The sequence below is a fragment of the Bacillus sp. JAS24-2 genome (assembly GCF_008274905.1).
In the GTDB taxonomy this organism is placed as follows: domain Bacteria; phylum Bacillota; class Bacilli; order Bacillales; family Bacillaceae_G; genus Bacillus_A; species Bacillus_A cereus.
The window spans coordinates 4419930-4435732 of record NZ_CP031068.1 but is presented as its reverse complement, the minus strand read 5'-3'; the positions used below and the strand labels follow the sequence as shown (position 1 = coordinate 4435732).

The window sequence follows — 15803 nt, the reverse complement described above, 5'->3', positions numbered from 1 at the left end:
TGAGGAATTTCCTCAAAGCTTTTTTGTTTTAATCTCCTTTTCGAGTTCATACGGAAATCACATGTAAGCGGTATGATAAACGTATAACAATTAGAAAGGAGTGGTAAAACGAAATGTCACTAGAAGCGTTGATTATTTTTTCTTTGCTAAACGCGGGTCAACTTGCAGAGAATTCGAAAGTTGATATACATAAAGAGCAGAAAGATGCTTATGTATATGTTCAAAAAGAGGAAAATAAATAACTTTAATATATATAAATAAAAGCTACTCGAAGTAACTGTTTTGGTGTCTTCGGTAGCTTTTTACATTATGAATAAATAGGAATCAATTCTCGCTTAAAATCTTCGTACATTTCAAAGGCAATTTTCATGATTTCTTTGAGTTCATCGTAACTGTGGAAATATAACATGGGTACTTTTCCCATGTCATTTGATAACAATCTTATAAATACGTCCCAAGGGTCTCCAACTCTAACTTCATCATTATGCCATGCTTCCCAAATTAATTCAGCAACACCATATTTTAAGCTGATGTTAAATCTAAAGGCGTAGCTATCTTTGTTTTTTACTTCACCTACAATAAAAAAGTCTGCTTTTTTATTGTAACGAGCTTTATAGCCAAGAGTCTCGAATACTTCAAATACTTTTTCATTTTCATAGTTTTCAAATGTATTTTCACTATTAGAAAATTTTTCTGATAAAGCTTTATATCTTTCTACAAAGTTAATTTTCTCAAGTACCTCTTTTATTTCAAGTTCTAAATCATATGCCATCAATTATTCCTCCCTAAATCTAATCCTAATAGCATATTTACCTTTCATTTCTTTCAAATACGTCTCAAAATTTTCCCTGAATTTGTTTCTTTTTTCGTACGTGAAATTGAAGTCTTTACAAATGTATAATTTGCTTGATACAGTTCATTTTGAAGTATCTTAGTTATAATATTTTCACCAGTAAAATCAAATATTCCTTTTCCATGATATTTGATTCGAAACAAAGGAAAAGCTAGCGTAAACGTTAGTTTAAATATTAATCAGGCGTTCTTCTTTGTGTGATTTTTATCTCCATCGCCATGCAATCGTGGTATCTTCAATGTGGATTGCTGGAATGCCGATTCCTAAATATTTCTCTTCGTTTTCATCGAAAACGGACCAATTTTCATCGTCTAGAAATTCAGGGTCAATACTTTCAAAGCCAAAAGTACTGTCTTCGTCTACCATTTCACGAAAATATTCTTGATAGGGTTTACTATTATCATTTAAATGTATTGTTCCATACATCCATGGTGTTTCTGCAAAAATGTCTCTGATTTCACCTATTTCAGTATCTTTAAAGTATAATTTCATATTTGCACCCTCTTATTCATGAATTTTGAAATAGTCTTTTGGTATCTCGCCTTTTATCAAATACTCATTATCTCTTTTTGTCCACTTTAGAGCGAGTTTTTTCCAATGAGGTGTTGTTAGTCTATCCTGCTCAATTAAACGTTCGAAATCGAATAGAACGGTATAAATTTTAGTTAAATGAAGAAATCCTGCTCTTGTGAGTCGGATTTTCTTTTTTTATATTTAAAATAACATTGTCTTTCTTGAATATGAAATTATGAATAGATAGGAATTAATTCTTGTGGCTCCACTTTTACTATTCATGTTAAAAGTCTAAATCTTTTTCATTACCATCATAATCTACTAGTAATGATCCTTCGTCTAAGGTATCCATTAACCATTCCACCAAACCATTCCATGATCTAGAAACGCTGTGAGTCTCCCTATCCCATTGTATTACCGTTGCATCGTATCCATTGCTTGATTCTAAGTCTATACATATCGAGTCACCATAGTTTAAATCTGCGATGATTAAATACGTGTCTGGCATCTTTGTCGGTCTTCGTTCTTTTTTAAACGAATCATTTAGATAAGAGCCACCACGCTGTTTTGGGCCCTGAGCAGCTGTATGAATTTCTGACAGGACTGTTCCAGGTATAAATAATTCTCCACCATTACACACTTGGACAAAATCTTTATATATATCAGGAATTTGAATGTTAAGTTCATTTTGAAGGCTTGTTATATCTTCTAAGTTAATTCCATTGTTTAGGGTGTGAATGCCATCTACATATTTATTAACTTCCTCAAAAAATGGTTGTAAATGATTGTTTTTTGAATAATATTTTCTTAGCATAAAACCATCTCCCTTTATTCATGTTTCCAAGGCACAACATCTCAAATCTAGATACATAAAGAAATCCGGCTCTTGTGAGTCGGATTTTCTTTTTTTATATATAAGATAAGATTGCCTTTCTTATATATAAAATTATGAATAGATAGGAATTAATTCTTGTTTAAAATCTTCATACATACCTAAAGCAATTTTTAAAATTTTTTCTAAGCTGTCATAATCGCTAAATAGTACGGGCTTAATTCTAGTATCTGGAGAAATTAAAAGTCTTGAATATAGACTCCATGGACTACCTAATCTTAGTTCATCATTATGATAAACTACCCAAGTAAAATCCAGAACGTTTACTTTAATACCAATATGAAAATAAAATAAATTTTCTTTTTTATCACCTAGTTCTCCAACTTTTAAAAACTTTTCTTTTTTATCATAAACTGATTTATAACCTAGCTTTTCAAGTATTTGTTGAATTTCTTCAATATTGGGATTAGGAATGATTTCTTCGGCATCATAATTTTCTCTCGAAAAAGAAGAAAGTTCTGTGTATCTATTAACAAAGTCAATTTTTTTAAGTGCTGTTTCTATTTCAGGTTTTAATTTTAAGTTCATAATTAATTCTCCTAAAACCTTAAGTCTGTCCTTGTTTTTTAGTCATTACTTCATGTATTTTTAAGGTGAAATTATGAATAAATAGGAATTAATTCTCGCTTGAAATCTTCGTACATTTCAAAGGCGATTTTCATGATTTCTTTGAGTTCATCGTAACTGTGGAAGCATGGACGAAGTATTTTTTCTGTATCATTTGATAATATTGCTACAAACATAGCCCATGGATCTCCAGCTCTTATTGCACCATTATGTCGTGCAGACCAAATAAACTCAACAAGGCCATGTTTTAAACTAATATTAAATCTAAAAGTATAGATGTTTTTATTCTTGACCTCACCAACAATAAAAAAGTTTTCTTTTTTCATAAAACGAGCTTTATAGCCAAGAGACTCAAATACTGCAATTACTTTTTCGTTTTCATAGTTTTCAAATGTGTTTTCTCTATCTGGAAATTGTTTTGATAATGCTTTATATCTCTGAATAAAATCAATTTTCTCAAGTACCTCTTTAATTTCGGGTTCTAAATCATACGCCATCAATTATTCCTCCCTAAATCTAATATCAATATCATATTTTTCTTTTGCTAGCTTGATATATTCATCTATTTTTTTGAATTTTTTATTAGATGTTGGAATCTCTAAAATATGTCTTCCTTCTAGTAACTTTCCATCTATTCTCTCATATTTATTTGAACGAATTTTAGTTCCAACAGCATATTTATCTTTCATTTCTTTCAAATATTTTTCAAAAGTTTTAATATCAATATCTTCGAAATCTGTTGCTTTTCTAGAAACGATTTCTCCTTTACGTGGGTCATATGAATCTAATCTTTTACCATTACTTAAATGAAGCTCATCATGTGGGTACCACTCGTTGTCTTGAGCAGTTTTATTAAACTTATTTCCTCTTGCCATAGGTGAATCTTTTGTCCAATAATCACTCGCTTCTTTCCAGTTCAATCTATCTTTAGGTATTTTACCGTCTTTTGCTTTTCTAACGCAATATTCCGCATATTTTAATTCTAAATCAGATTCGACAAACTTACCATCTTTTAAAAGATTTTTAGAGGAACCCCCAGAAGAAGACTGGAACCTTTGCAAAGTATCGATACTATTTTGAACGGTATTATACCATACAAATGTACCATGTGTAGCAACACCTGCTCCAGCGGTTGTAAGAGCTAAATCAGCTGGGATAACAATTGGTGATGCTGCCCCGAAAGTTACTCCTTCTAACAATACGGTTCCAACATTTGATCCTGTTACAATAGCTATACCGCCCAAAATTTCAAAAATAGATCCTACCCCTGATACAAAATTACCCACAAGATTTCCGGCTTGAAAGGTTGTTTTGTTTTCTAATTCATTGCCCATTGGTAATTCTGCGCCTGTAAAATTTTCAGCGGCTGAATTACAAATTCCTTGGAAGAATTCCCAAGCGCCAATAGCTGTTTTTTCGTACCACGGTCTATTAGCTTCTTGTTCCTGCAAAGCCATTTTTTCTTCAATTTCTTTTTTTATTTCGGCTTCTTGAACTCTTTCCTCTGCAATTTTTTGAATAGAGGTTATCCATTCCATATTCAACCCTTGTGTACTAAATGTACCACTGGCGGGACTAAAACCTTTTCCGCTTTGTACTTCCGCCAAACCTGTCGCAATGCTAGCGGCTAGTTGGAGTGCAGTATCATAATTATTACTAGAAGTATAATTAAATTCATATAGATGTTCTAATTTTTCTTGCAGTTTTTGCCTCATGACAGTAAAAAGATTTACCATAGCGTCCATACCTGGGATCGACATAGTTTGGTTGAGCGCTTCTGTACTTGCTATCATTCGATCGATTTCTCGAATTTGTTCTATTATCTCCTGTTCGATAACATCTGTAGAAGCTACCTGTGATTGAAAGTCTCTTGGAAAGGCATTATTTTGAAGGATTAATTCTTCGCATAAGTAAATGATTCCTTGTGCTAACGGACGAAAGGTTTGTAAGAAATATGCTTTTGCACTGCTATATGTTTGCCCTTGTAGAACAGTATCCAATGCAAAAGCGTCAATAGAATGAATAATTTGTTCCATACCTTGAATAGTAGCGTTACATAAAGAGTTCATACTTTCTGTTTGAGCTTGTACTTCACCGAGATACATATTTAAAGACATGAACTTTCCCTCCCCTTACAAGAAAATAATACCAATTTAAGGAAGGGGTTGTAAATTGAATATTCTAATAATTTGACAGTTAAAGAGATACTTGTTCATTAAGTTTTTTTTATCTTATTCAGATGCTCGGGTGATGAAGAGGTTTTTAAGTTGAATGTGAATAGAAAAAGGGAAGGTATAGATTATGTACAAATAAATACGTTGTAAAAATAATGTTAACAAAAGGAGAGTACAGCAAAGAAAAATGAATTATGGGGTAGGTTTTTATTAATGTGGATAAAAATGGATGAAATTTTAGAGAGAGGGCTAAGTTTTATTTTGTTACATTGTTCCGTTTTTATACATATACAGGCTATATTTAATAAAAAAAGCCCAGGTCCCTTGATAAACAAGGTTCCTAAGGCTTTTAATAATACTCTTTGCAGAGTACCGAGATTAACGAGAGTAGAACTCTACGATTAATGCTTCGTTGATTTCAGCTGGTAACTCAGAACGCTCAGCGTGACGAGTGTAAGTAGCTTCTAATTTGTCAGCATCGAAAGTTAAGTATTCTGGTACGAAGTTGTTAACTTCGATCGCTTCTTTAACAACAACAAGGCTGTTAGATTTTTCGCGAACGCTGATAGTTTGACCAGGTTTTACACGGTAAGATGGGATATCTACGCGAGCGCCATCAACCATGATGTGACCGTGGTTTACTAATTGGCGAGCTGCACGACGAGTGCGAGCTAAGCCCATACGGTAAACTAAGTTGTCAAGACGAGCTTCAAGAAGGATCATGAAGTTTTCGCCGTGCTTACCAGGCATTTTACCTGCTTGGTCAAATGTGCGACGGAATTGACGCTCAGTCATGCCGTACATGTGACGAAGTTTTTGTTTCTCTTGTAATTGTAAACCGTATTCTGAAAGTTTCTTACGTTGGTTAGGACCGTGAGGACCTGGTGCGTAAGGGCGTTTTTCTAATTCTTTTCCTGTGCCGCTTAGAGAGATTCCAAGACGACGAGACAGTTTCCAAGCTGGACCTGTATAACGAGCCATAGTTGACTCCTCCTTTAAAAATGTTTTTATTTACGTAAAATAAAAACAGACGTAATCGATATTTACGGGCATTTTGTTTTCATGTACCTTCGCTCCAGCAGCAGGGAGTTACGAGATACACCTCCGTAGAGGAACAAAATACAAACGATAAACTCACATTACAAGGCTGCCTTTTTATTTTACACAAACGCTATTATATCTTTTACCCAGAGTTTCGTCAAGCGAGTACGTTTTTGTTTTATGCATATAAATTTTGGAAATTAATATAAGAAGGAATTTAAAACAATATAGAAGAAGAGATAGAAACACAAATAAAACGTTTACATAAAATGAAGGAAAACGTTCATCAAATTTTTATGGATGAATATGCGGCAATAAAAACATAAGGGGGATGTTTTTATGAAAAAGAAGCATATGGAGACAGCGTTAATTCATCACGGTTATACACCTGAGGAACATAAAGGAAGTTTAACACCACCTTTATTTCAAACTTCTACATTTACATTTGAGACTGCGCAGCAAGGAGAGGCGAGTTTTGCGGGAGTGGATCCATCTTATATTTACTCACGGCTTGGAAATCCAACTGTGAAATTATTTGAAGAACGTATGGCGGTGTTAGAAGGAGGAGAAGAGGCACTTGCCTTCGGATCTGGTATGGCAGCTATTTCAGCGACTTTAATCGGTTTTTTAAAGGCTGGAGATCATATTATTTGTTCAAATGGATTATACGGATGCACGTACGGTTTTTTAGAAGTGTTAGAAGAAAAATTTATGATTACGCATTCGTTTTGTGATATGGAGACAGAGGTTGATATTGAAAATAAAATTCGCCCAAATACAAAGCTTATTTTCGTTGAAACACCAATTAATCCGACAATGAAATTAATTGATTTAAAACAAGTGATTCGGGTTGCGAAGCGAAAAGGCTTACTTGTTATTGTTGATAATACGTTTTGTTCACCTTATTTACAAAGGCCGCTTGAGCTTGGCTGTGACGCTGTTGTGCATAGTGCGACAAAATATATTGGTGGTCACGGTGACGTTGTAGCAGGTGTAACAATTTGTAAAACGAAAGCATTAGCTGAAAAGATTCGCCCGATGCGAAAGGATATCGGCGGTATTATGGCGCCGTTTGATGCGTGGTTATTATTACGTGGGTTAAAGACGTTAGCAGTAAGAATGGATCGTCATTGTGATAATGCAGAAAAAATTGTATCGTTCTTAAGAAAACATGATGCGGTAGAAGGTGTTTGGTATCCAGAAGGGGAGTTAGCATCTCGTCAAATGAAACGCGGGGGCGGTGTTATTTCTTTTTCAGTAAAAGGCGGAAAAGAAGAGACGCAAGCGTTTATTAATGATCTTCACTTTATTACAATTGCGGTGAGTTTAGGAGATACAGAAACGTTAATTCAGCATCCAGCAACGATGACGCACGCTGCGATTCCAGCGGAACTAAGAAAAGAAATGGGCATTTTCGATAATTTAATACGCTTATCGGTCGGTTTAGAATCGTGGGAGGATATCGTTTCTGATTTAGAGCAGGCATTAAAGAAAATATCTACTGTTAATCAATGAAAAAAGAGTGAGCTATCGGTTTTGTACAGGACGTACTAAATCGATAACTCGCTCTTTTCTTTTTACATATGTTTTAGGAGTGTTTCCACAAACTTTTCTAAATAGCGCTGATCTAATTCATCAAAACGATTTTTTTCAGGACTATCAATGTCCAGTACACCAATGACAGCTCCTTCTTTCACAATCGGTACAACGATTTCCGAATTAGAAGCACTATCGCAAGCGATGTGACCTGGGAATTGGTGAACGTCCGCTACAAGCTGCGTTGTTTTCGTTTCAGCTGCAACGCCGCAAACGCCTCGTCCAAATGGAATGCGCACGCAAGCAGGCATTCCTTGGAACGGTCCAAGAACAAGCTGAGTTCCTTCTGTTACGTAAAAGCCAACCCAATTAACGCGATCTAAAAATTGGTTTAATAATGCGGACGCATTTGATAAGTTTGCGACTACGTTTGATTCGCCAGTTAGTAACGCATCCAGTTGTTTAATTACTGTCTCATATTGCTGCACGCGAGATCCTGCATAACTTTCTTTAGTAAACATGGAAACAGCTCCTTTTTTATCGAGATGTGTAAAATATTAGCAAAATACGATGTATTTCACATGACTTTGTCGATAGAAAATTAAAGGAATTTGTCTTAAAAGTCAAGAAATTTAAACTATAGCTGTTCATTGAAGGGAAGTGAGCGCATGAAGCAGACGAAACAAAAAGTAATTGATGCGGCAATATCGTTGTTTAATACGAAAGGTTATGATGGAACGTCGGTGCGAGACATTGCAAAGCGAGCGGATGTGAATGTAGCGAATATTTCATATTATTTTGCTGGGAAGCAAGGTTTATTAGAACAGCTTATTACTGATTTTTTAGAAGGATATATTCATGTGATTGAAATGTCGTTTGAACAGAGAGAGTATTTGTCGGCTAAAGATGTGATGGTGCAAATGGTGCGAGGGATTTTACGATATCAATTTGAAAATAGAGAACTAACACGTTTCTTCTACCGAGAGCTTTCGCTTGATACGACATTAATTCGTGAAGTGATGACCGTTTATTTTTCTAAAGAAAGATATTATATAGAACAAATGATTAGACAAGGACAAATGAAACAAGAATTTCAGAAAGTATCATTTACAATGTTTATGACGCAATTAAAAGGTATGATAAATATGCCGTTTTTATATCCACAATATATATCAGAAGTACTGCATTCTTTCCCGTCTGAGACATTTTTTATAGAGATGTACACGAAAGAGATTGAGCAATGGATGGAACAAGCATTATGTAAAGCGAATATGTACCATGAATGGCCAAGAGCTGTTCATATGTGAAGAATCCCCACCTAACGAACTGAGGTGGGGATTTTTATGTTTACTTTTCTTTGCCATAAATTGTTACATAATAGCGCGATAATTGTTAATGCAGCTCCAGCGATTTCAATTTTATCCACTGTATAACCTCGAAAGATAGAACCGATTAGTGCAAGGATAGGAACTAAATTCATAAATAATATGCCGTTAATAGATGAAATATAGCGATTTCCCATATTCCAGCAAAATACAGCGATAACGCCTGCGATAATCGACATATAAAAGAGCTCAAAACGAACGCTCACAACTGTACGCAGTGACGGTATAGTAACTATATTTGTGTACGTTAAGAAAGTAACAATAACGATGAGTGAAATGGAGCCAAATAAACAAGTTAATGTCGTGTACCTAAGTGGTGACCAAAATTGAAAACGAGCACCCCCGTTTGTATAAATGACCCAGCAAGTAACGCCGCATAGCATCAATATATTTGTCGATAAGTGGCTTGCAGCTCCAAATAATAATTCAATATTTCCTTTTGAAATGACAAGCATAACACCAAGTAATGCAACGAACATACAAAGGAATGTATAGTTTTGTGGGCGGCGATTTTTCGTTATCCATTGCAGTGATAAGGCAATCAGTGGCATAAGGGATTGAATCATAGCTGCATGGATTGCTCCGGAAGGTCCAGCAAGTTGTTGTCCGTAGAAAACGAGAAAACCATACCCCGCGAAACCGACTGTCCCGTAAAAGAATAGAGAAAGTGTTCTTTTTTCTAAGCGGAGTGAAGTCTTTCCTTCAGTAATTAATAGCAAAATAAGAAAAATAATAGCTGCTGATCCATAGCGAAGCGTTGTGAAGAAGAATGGATCGATAAATTGCAGAGCATTTGCCATTACAGGAAACATAAATCCCCAGGCAGTGACGGCGAGTAAGCATAGAAAGGATCCGAGTAGCATTTGTTTTTTGTTCAACAGTATCTTTCCCCTTTACATTTCGTTATAGTAAGTTGATGAAATAAGTATAAAGAGTAATTGTTTATAGGAGGAAATATCGATTTCTTATAACGGTTATAACTTTTTGTTAGAGGTGTGTACGATGGATTTGGAGGCAGTACGATCGTTTATTGAAGTGAAGCATACGCGAAGTTTATCAAAGGCAAGTAAGATTTTACATATATCTCAACCAGCGCTTAGTAAACAAATTCAAAAGTTAGAAGCGGATTTAGAGGTTACTTTACTTAAACGTTCTGCGCAAGGAGTAGAGTTAACGGAGGCAGGAGAGTTATTTATAAAAAGAATGTTACCGATTTTGGAGCAAATAAATGAAGTGAAAACAGAAATGAGGGGGTATCAAGAGAACCGGAAGTTTTCAATTGGTATACTACCGAGTTTAGCGGAGCATTACATATCAGAATGTAAAGATATATTAGGTGATGAGTGCGAAGTGGAATGGCAAATCGGACATACGGAAGTATTAAGAGAGTTATTTAAAGCGCGGGAGATTGACGCGATGTTCATCGATTCAGTAGTAGAAGGTGCTACGTATATAAAAGAAGTGCAACAAGAGAAAATTGTTTGTGCCGTTTCAAATAATCATCCGTACAAAGAGAAGATAGTCATTCAAATAGAAGAGATGCACAATGAAAAATTAATTGTATATCCAGAAATATGTGATGTAAGGAAAATGATTATGAACATGTTTCATGAAATAGATGTAAAACCAACTATAGCTGTGGAAACATCTTACGCAGAACCGATGCTTGCAATGGTAAAAGCTGGCCTTGGTATCACGTTACTTCCAGAAAGGGCAGTAGAGCAGTCTGTAAGGCAAGGAAATGTACATGTAATTTCTGTTGAACCACCACTCATGCGGAAAATTTATTTCGTATCCCATACGAAAGATTGTTTGTTATTACAATCATTTGAGGATAGGTAGTGAGGTAGGCGGAATATTGAGAAAGATTACAATCACATTGAAAGGAACATGAAATTTTTAAAAAACTAGGTCAAAAACAAACCATTACATGGTATGATTAGTACATTGTTAGTTGTTAAATATAGGGGAATTCCCTTTTTATACATAATGCCTTCCATTTCATAAACGGAACGGACAAAAAAAGAGATATAACTAGGAGGCTTTTTTGCATGGATTCTATCCTGACGATCGTTATCATTGTAGTAAGCTCTATTCTAGTGCTGCTCATGATAGAGCTTGTGATAAGAAATCGTTCATATAAAGATATTGAAGCACTGGAGCAGTGGAAACAAGAGATAAAAGATAAACCTGTGGCAGATGAACTAAAACGGGTAAAAGATTTAAACATGACGGGTCAAACAGAAGAACTGTTTGGTAAATGGCGTGAAGAATGGGATGAAATTGTATCAACAACCCTTCCGAAAGCTGACAAAGATTTAGCGCAAGCGCGAAAATTCGCCTCGCAATTCTCCTTCCGAAAAGCAAAGCATGCGATGAACGAATCCATAAGTGGTTTAGATGACGCTGATAATCGTATTACGGACATTTTAAATGAATTACAGCAATTGTTAGAAAGCCATGAGAAAAATAGCTCGGAAATTGAAGGGTTACGTGATACATATCGTAGTATGAAAAAGAGTGTTCTTGCTCATAGACATATGTATGGAGCAGCAGAGCAGAAAATCGAAGAGATGCTAGACGCTGAATCTGAGAAATTTAAAACCTTTGAAGAAGCGACAAACAATGGCGACTATTTAAAAGCGAGAGAAATTGTTATTAGTTTGGAAGAAGGTTTAGCAGATTTAGAAATCATTATTCACCAAATTCCAGATTTATTGGTAGAGTGTCAAGCGACGTTACCAGTTCAGCTGGAAGATTTATTACACGGACACAATGATATGGTAAGACAAGGTTATGTATTAGATTATTTGGAAGTCCCTAAAGAAGTTCGCGATATGACGAAACAACTACAAACATGTTTAATGGATATACAGGAGCTTCATATAACAGAAGCGGCTGAAAAAGTAGAAAACTTAAAAACACGTTTAGATGGCTTCTACGATCAACTGGAACAAGAAGTACATGCGAGACATTATGTGGAGCAAAAAACACTTTCTGTTTATGATGATTTAGAAGAAATGCGCATCGAAACGATTGAAACGAAAACAGAAACACAACTTGTGAAACAAAGCTATCAGTTACAAGATAAAGACATTGAGTCTCAAAAAGTAATTGAAAAGCAAATGCACATTTTAACGAAACGTTTTGAAATGCTACAATTACGCGTTGCAGAACAAGATATTGCCTTCTCTATTATTCGCGAGGAACTAGAAGAGGTTTATGAGCAATGTGAAACGTTAAAAGTACTTCATGCAGAATATAAAGAAATGCTGCAAACGATGCGCAAAGAAGAATTTGAAGCACGTGAGAAGTTACAAGAAATGCGAAATACTATTTTCGAAACGAAACGCTTTATGCAAAAATCGAATTTGCCAGGTCTTCCAGAGAGTATTATGGAAGATTTAAAAAGAGGGCAAATGGCAATGCAAGCTGTATATGAACAATTAGAAGTGAAGCCGTTAAATATGAACGCTGTAAATAGCAGTTTAGAAGAAGCATATACAACTGTGAATGGTGTGGCTGAAATGACAGAAGAGTTAATTGGACAAGCGTATTTAGTGGAAAAATTAATTCAGTACGGTAACCGTTACCGCAGTCATGATGAAAACCTAGCAGAAAGTTTAAATTATGCTGAGAAATTATTCCGTGAATACCAATACGATGCAGCTTTAGAACAAGCGGCTTCAGTATTAGAGCAACTTGAACCTGGCGTTGTTCAAAAAATAGCTGAATATGTAGACAATGAACAAACCCTTTCATAAAAGGGTTTGTTTTTTTATGTAATTTTGCAGGCGATGTTGCTATAATGAATAGCGGAATACAGCAAGGTTATTCGTTTCAAAATAAAGTGAAACTGTAATCGGTGGGAAGATTCATCCCCACTGATTACTAGCCTTCACCAATCGGGCATTTACGGGCAGTTAATCTCCCATCTAACTTCTTTGCTCTAACTGGATTTTGAGGTGAGAGTCTTATTGCCCGTTAACGCGGGATAAAGTGAAACTGTAATAGGAGGGCATCCTCGCCAATTATTAGCCTTCACCAATCGAGATAAAACGGAACCTTTGCGTAGTCTTAGCGTAATGACACGTATTTATGATATGATTATACGATGTGATAGCGCTGAAAGGGGAAGAACGATGATCTATTTTGATAATAGTGCGACGACTAAGCCATATCCAGAAGCTCTTCAATCGTACGTGACGGTTGCTGGGAAATATTTTGGTAATCCTTCTTCTATTCATTCGCTTGGAGGAGAGGCAGAGCGTCTATTAACACAATCAAGAACGATTGCAGCGCAGCTTCTTCGTGTTAAACCTTCTGAAATTATTTTTACATCAGGTGGAACGGAAGGGAATAACCTTGCGATTAAAGGGATAGCGATGAGGAATCGTTCGCGTGGCAAACATATCATTACAACAAATATTGAACACGCGTCTGTGTTTGAGGCATATAAGCAATTAGAAGAACTCGGGTTTGATGTAACATATTTACCGGTTAACGAGCATGGTGTTGTATCGGTAGAAGATGTGAAACGAGCGCTTCGTGAAGATACGATTCTTGTGTCAATTATTCATGTGAACAACGAAACTGGAGCAATTCAACCCGTTGCTGAAATTGGAACGTTATTATCGAATCATCCGAAAATAAGATTCCATGTAGATCATGTACAAGGGATAGGAAAAGTACCGCTTGATTTATATGCTTCTCATATTGATCTTTGCTCAATATCTGGACATAAATTCCACAGTGTAAAAGGAACGGGGCTTCTTTATGTACGCGATGGCGTAAGATTAGATCCGATTTTATCAGGTGGTCAACAAGAGCTTAAGTATCGCTCTGGTACAGAGAATTTACCTGGCATTGTAGCGATGGTGAAAGCACTTCGCATGACAATGGAACAAGTGAAAGAAAAGGTAGCTCATTTGCAAAGTTTACAAGCAGAGCTTGTTCGTTTCTTTAAAGAGATGGAAGATGTAACGATTAACACGTCGCTTGCATATGCAGCACCGCACATTTTAAATGTATCATTTGTTGGTTTAAAACCAGAAGTAGTCGTTCATGCTTTAGAAGAACACGGTGTATATGTGTCAACGAAATCTGCTTGTTCTTCAAAAGCAAATGAAGTGAGCAGAGTGTTAGTGTCAATGGGAGTGCCGCATGCAGCAGCTGCAAGCGCTATTCGTATTAGTTTGGCACCAGAAAACACAATGGAAGAAGTAAAACAATTTGAAGGTATTGTAAAAGAGACGCTGCCAAAATTATATGAAGTGATGAGGTAAAGAAATTATGTTGAAATATGAATATATTTTAGTGCGTTATGGAGAAATGACGACAAAAGGTAAGAACCGTTCTAAATTTGTAAGCACATTAAAAGATAACGTGAAGTTCAAACTGAAAAAATTCCCAAATATTAAAATCGATGCAACACATGACCGTATGTACATCCAATTAAATGGCGAAGATCATGAAGCGGTATCTGAAAGATTGAAAGATGTATTTGGTATTCATAAGTTTAACTTAGCGATGAAAGTACCATCAGAATTAGAAGACATTAAAAAAGGTGCATTAGCAGCTTTCTTACAAGTAAAAGGCGATGTGAAAACATTTAAAATTACTGTACACCGTTCTTATAAGCATTTCCCAATGAGAACGATGGAATTATTACCTGAGATTGGTGGACACATTCTAGAAAATACAGAAGATATTACTGTAGATGTTCATAATCCAGATGTAAATGTACGTGTAGAAATTCGCAGTGGTTATAGCTACATTATGTGTGATGAGCGTATGGGAGCTGGCGGTTTACCAGTTGGCGTTGGCGGAAAAGTAATGGTACTTCTTTCTGGTGGTATTGATAGCCCAGTAGCAGCTTACTTAACGATGAAACGTGGCGTATCTGTGGAAGCAGTTCACTTCCATAGTCCACCTTTCACAAGTGAGCGTGCAAAACAAAAAGTAATCGATTTAGCGCAAGAGTTAACGAAGTATTGTAAACGAGTAACGCTTCACCTTGTTCCGTTTACAGAAGTGCAAAAAACAATTAATAAAGAAATCCCATCTAGCTATTCAATGACGGTTATGCGCCGTATGATGATGCGTATTACAGAACGTATTGCTGAGGAGCGTAACGCACTTGCAATTACGACTGGTGAAAGTCTTGGGCAAGTAGCAAGCCAAACGTTAGATAGTATGCATACGATTAACGAAGTAACAAACTACCCAGTTATTCGTCCGCTTATTACGATGGATAAATTAGAGATTATTAAAATCGCTGAAGAAATCGGCACGTATGATATTTCAATTCGTCCATATGAAGATTGCTGTACTGTATTTACACCAGCAAGCCCAGCGACGAAGCCGAAACGTGAAAAAGCAAATCGTTTTGAAGCGAAATACGATTTCACACCATTAATCGATGAAGCTGTAGCGAACAAAGAAACAATGGTATTACAAACGATAGAAGTAGTGGCGGAAGAAGAAAAATTTGAAGAACTTTTCTAAACCATAAATTACCATATCTAAAACGTGTATGAAGTCATGTTATTTATCACACTCTATACTCACAAGGAGGTGATATAACATGTCACGTAGCACAAATAAATTAGCGGTTCCTGGTGCTGAATCAGCATTAGACCAAATGAAATACGAAATCGCTCAAGAGTTTGGTGTTCAACTTGGAGCTGATGCAACAGCTCGCGCTAACGGTTCTGTTGGTGGTGAAATCACTAAACGTCTAGTTTCACTAGCTGAGCAACAATTAGGCGGTTACCAAAAATAATCCCATATGATGGCTTAGAAAGAGCGGGTTCTCCCGCTCTTTCTTTTTTGTGTTGCCA

General features: G+C 35.9%; 17 protein-coding genes. 8 read left to right on the top strand and 9 right to left on the bottom strand.

What is annotated here, in order from left to right; genetic code table 11:
- Nucleotides 1–113: 113 nt before the first annotated feature.
- Nucleotides 114–242: a hypothetical protein gene (locus DN407_RS23030; RefSeq protein WP_000050940.1), complete on the top strand. Its 129-nt coding sequence runs from the start codon at nt 114–116 to the stop codon at nt 240–242.
- 65 nt (nt 243–307) lie between these two features.
- Here the strand turns inward: DN407_RS23030 and DN407_RS23025 are convergent, their stop codons facing one another.
- From DN407_RS23025 to rpsD, 7 genes are all read right to left on the bottom strand, one after another.
- Nucleotides 308–772 carry a hypothetical protein gene (locus DN407_RS23025; protein WP_063245311.1) on the bottom strand — a complete coding sequence of 155 codons (465 nt, stop codon included), beginning with the start codon at nt 770–772 and terminating at the stop codon, nt 308–310.
- A 285-nt stretch (nt 773–1057) separates the two neighbouring features.
- A complete protein-coding gene (locus DN407_RS23020; RefSeq protein WP_000780767.1) occupies nt 1058–1345 on the bottom strand; it encodes a hypothetical protein in 288 nt (95 codons plus the stop codon).
- 304 nt (nt 1346–1649) lie between these two features.
- A complete protein-coding gene (locus DN407_RS23015) occupies nt 1650–2180 on the bottom strand; it encodes an SMI1/KNR4 family protein (RefSeq protein ID WP_000944939.1) in 531 nt (176 codons plus the stop codon).
- A gap of 132 nt (nt 2181–2312) precedes the next feature.
- A complete protein-coding gene (locus DN407_RS23010; protein ID WP_001049760.1) occupies nt 2313–2786 on the bottom strand; it encodes a hypothetical protein in 474 nt (157 codons plus the stop codon).
- A gap of 71 nt (nt 2787–2857) precedes the next feature.
- Complete coding sequence (locus DN407_RS23005) at nt 2858–3322, bottom strand: hypothetical protein (protein ID WP_000312819.1); 465 nt, start codon at nt 3320–3322, stop codon at nt 2858–2860.
- A 3-nt stretch (nt 3323–3325) separates the two neighbouring features.
- Entirely contained in the window at nt 3326–4942 is a 1617-nt protein-coding gene (locus tag DN407_RS32975; protein ID WP_074625553.1) for a T7SS effector LXG polymorphic toxin, read from the bottom strand.
- Between the two features lie 435 nt (nt 4943–5377).
- Nucleotides 5378–5980 carry a 30S ribosomal protein S4 gene (gene rpsD / locus DN407_RS22995; RefSeq protein WP_000135317.1) on the bottom strand — a complete coding sequence of 201 codons (603 nt, stop codon included), beginning with the start codon at nt 5978–5980 and terminating at the stop codon, nt 5378–5380.
- A gap of 399 nt (nt 5981–6379) precedes the next feature.
- Here rpsD and megL point away from each other — a divergent pair, with 399 nt between their 5' ends.
- The gene (gene megL / locus DN407_RS22990) at nt 6380–7555 is read left to right on the top strand and encodes a methionine gamma-lyase (protein ID WP_000726572.1); all 1176 of its coding nucleotides are present in this window, start codon (nt 6380–6382) and stop codon (nt 7553–7555) included.
- A 62-nt stretch (nt 7556–7617) separates the two neighbouring features.
- On the opposite strand, the gene DN407_RS22985 is transcribed toward megL, so the two are convergent.
- Nucleotides 7618–8097, bottom strand: a complete 480-nt coding sequence (locus tag DN407_RS22985) for a GAF domain-containing protein (RefSeq protein ID WP_000494341.1) — start codon at nt 8095–8097, stop codon at nt 7618–7620.
- Nucleotides 8098–8244: 147 nt separating this feature from the next.
- Here DN407_RS22985 and refZ point away from each other — a divergent pair, with 147 nt between their 5' ends.
- Nucleotides 8245–8883 carry a forespore capture DNA-binding protein RefZ gene (refZ, locus tag DN407_RS22980; RefSeq protein ID WP_000814921.1) on the top strand — a complete coding sequence of 213 codons (639 nt, stop codon included), beginning with the start codon at nt 8245–8247 and terminating at the stop codon, nt 8881–8883.
- Between the two features lie 11 nt (nt 8884–8894).
- Here the strand turns inward: refZ and DN407_RS22975 are convergent, their stop codons facing one another.
- Nucleotides 8895–9839: a DMT family transporter gene (locus tag DN407_RS22975; protein WP_149216653.1), complete on the bottom strand. Its 945-nt coding sequence runs from the start codon at nt 9837–9839 to the stop codon at nt 8895–8897.
- A 124-nt stretch (nt 9840–9963) separates the two neighbouring features.
- Here DN407_RS22975 and DN407_RS22970 point away from each other — a divergent pair, with 124 nt between their 5' ends.
- The 5 genes from DN407_RS22970 to DN407_RS22950 all read left to right on the top strand — a co-directional run bounded on the left by DN407_RS22970 (nt 9964) and on the right by DN407_RS22950 (nt 15745).
- On the top strand, nt 9964–10803 hold the full coding sequence (locus DN407_RS22970) for a LysR family transcriptional regulator (protein WP_149216652.1): 840 nt from the start codon (nt 9964–9966) through the stop codon (nt 10801–10803).
- A 209-nt stretch (nt 10804–11012) separates the two neighbouring features.
- Nucleotides 11013–12725 (top strand): septation ring formation regulator EzrA, encoded by a 1713-nt coding sequence (gene ezrA, locus DN407_RS22965; RefSeq protein ID WP_000377305.1) that lies wholly within the window; start codon nt 11013–11015, stop codon nt 12723–12725.
- 378 nt (nt 12726–13103) lie between these two features.
- Entirely contained in the window at nt 13104–14246 is a 1143-nt protein-coding gene (locus DN407_RS22960) for a cysteine desulfurase family protein (RefSeq protein WP_000638991.1), read from the top strand.
- Nucleotides 14247–14253: 7 nt separating this feature from the next.
- Nucleotides 14254–15468, top strand: a complete 1215-nt coding sequence (thiI, locus tag DN407_RS22955; protein ID WP_000922340.1) for a tRNA uracil 4-sulfurtransferase ThiI — start codon at nt 14254–14256, stop codon at nt 15466–15468.
- A gap of 79 nt (nt 15469–15547) precedes the next feature.
- Nucleotides 15548–15745 (top strand): alpha/beta-type small acid-soluble spore protein, encoded by a 198-nt coding sequence (locus DN407_RS22950; RefSeq protein ID WP_000091640.1) that lies wholly within the window; start codon nt 15548–15550, stop codon nt 15743–15745.
- The last annotated feature ends 58 nt before the right edge of the window (nt 15746–15803 follow it).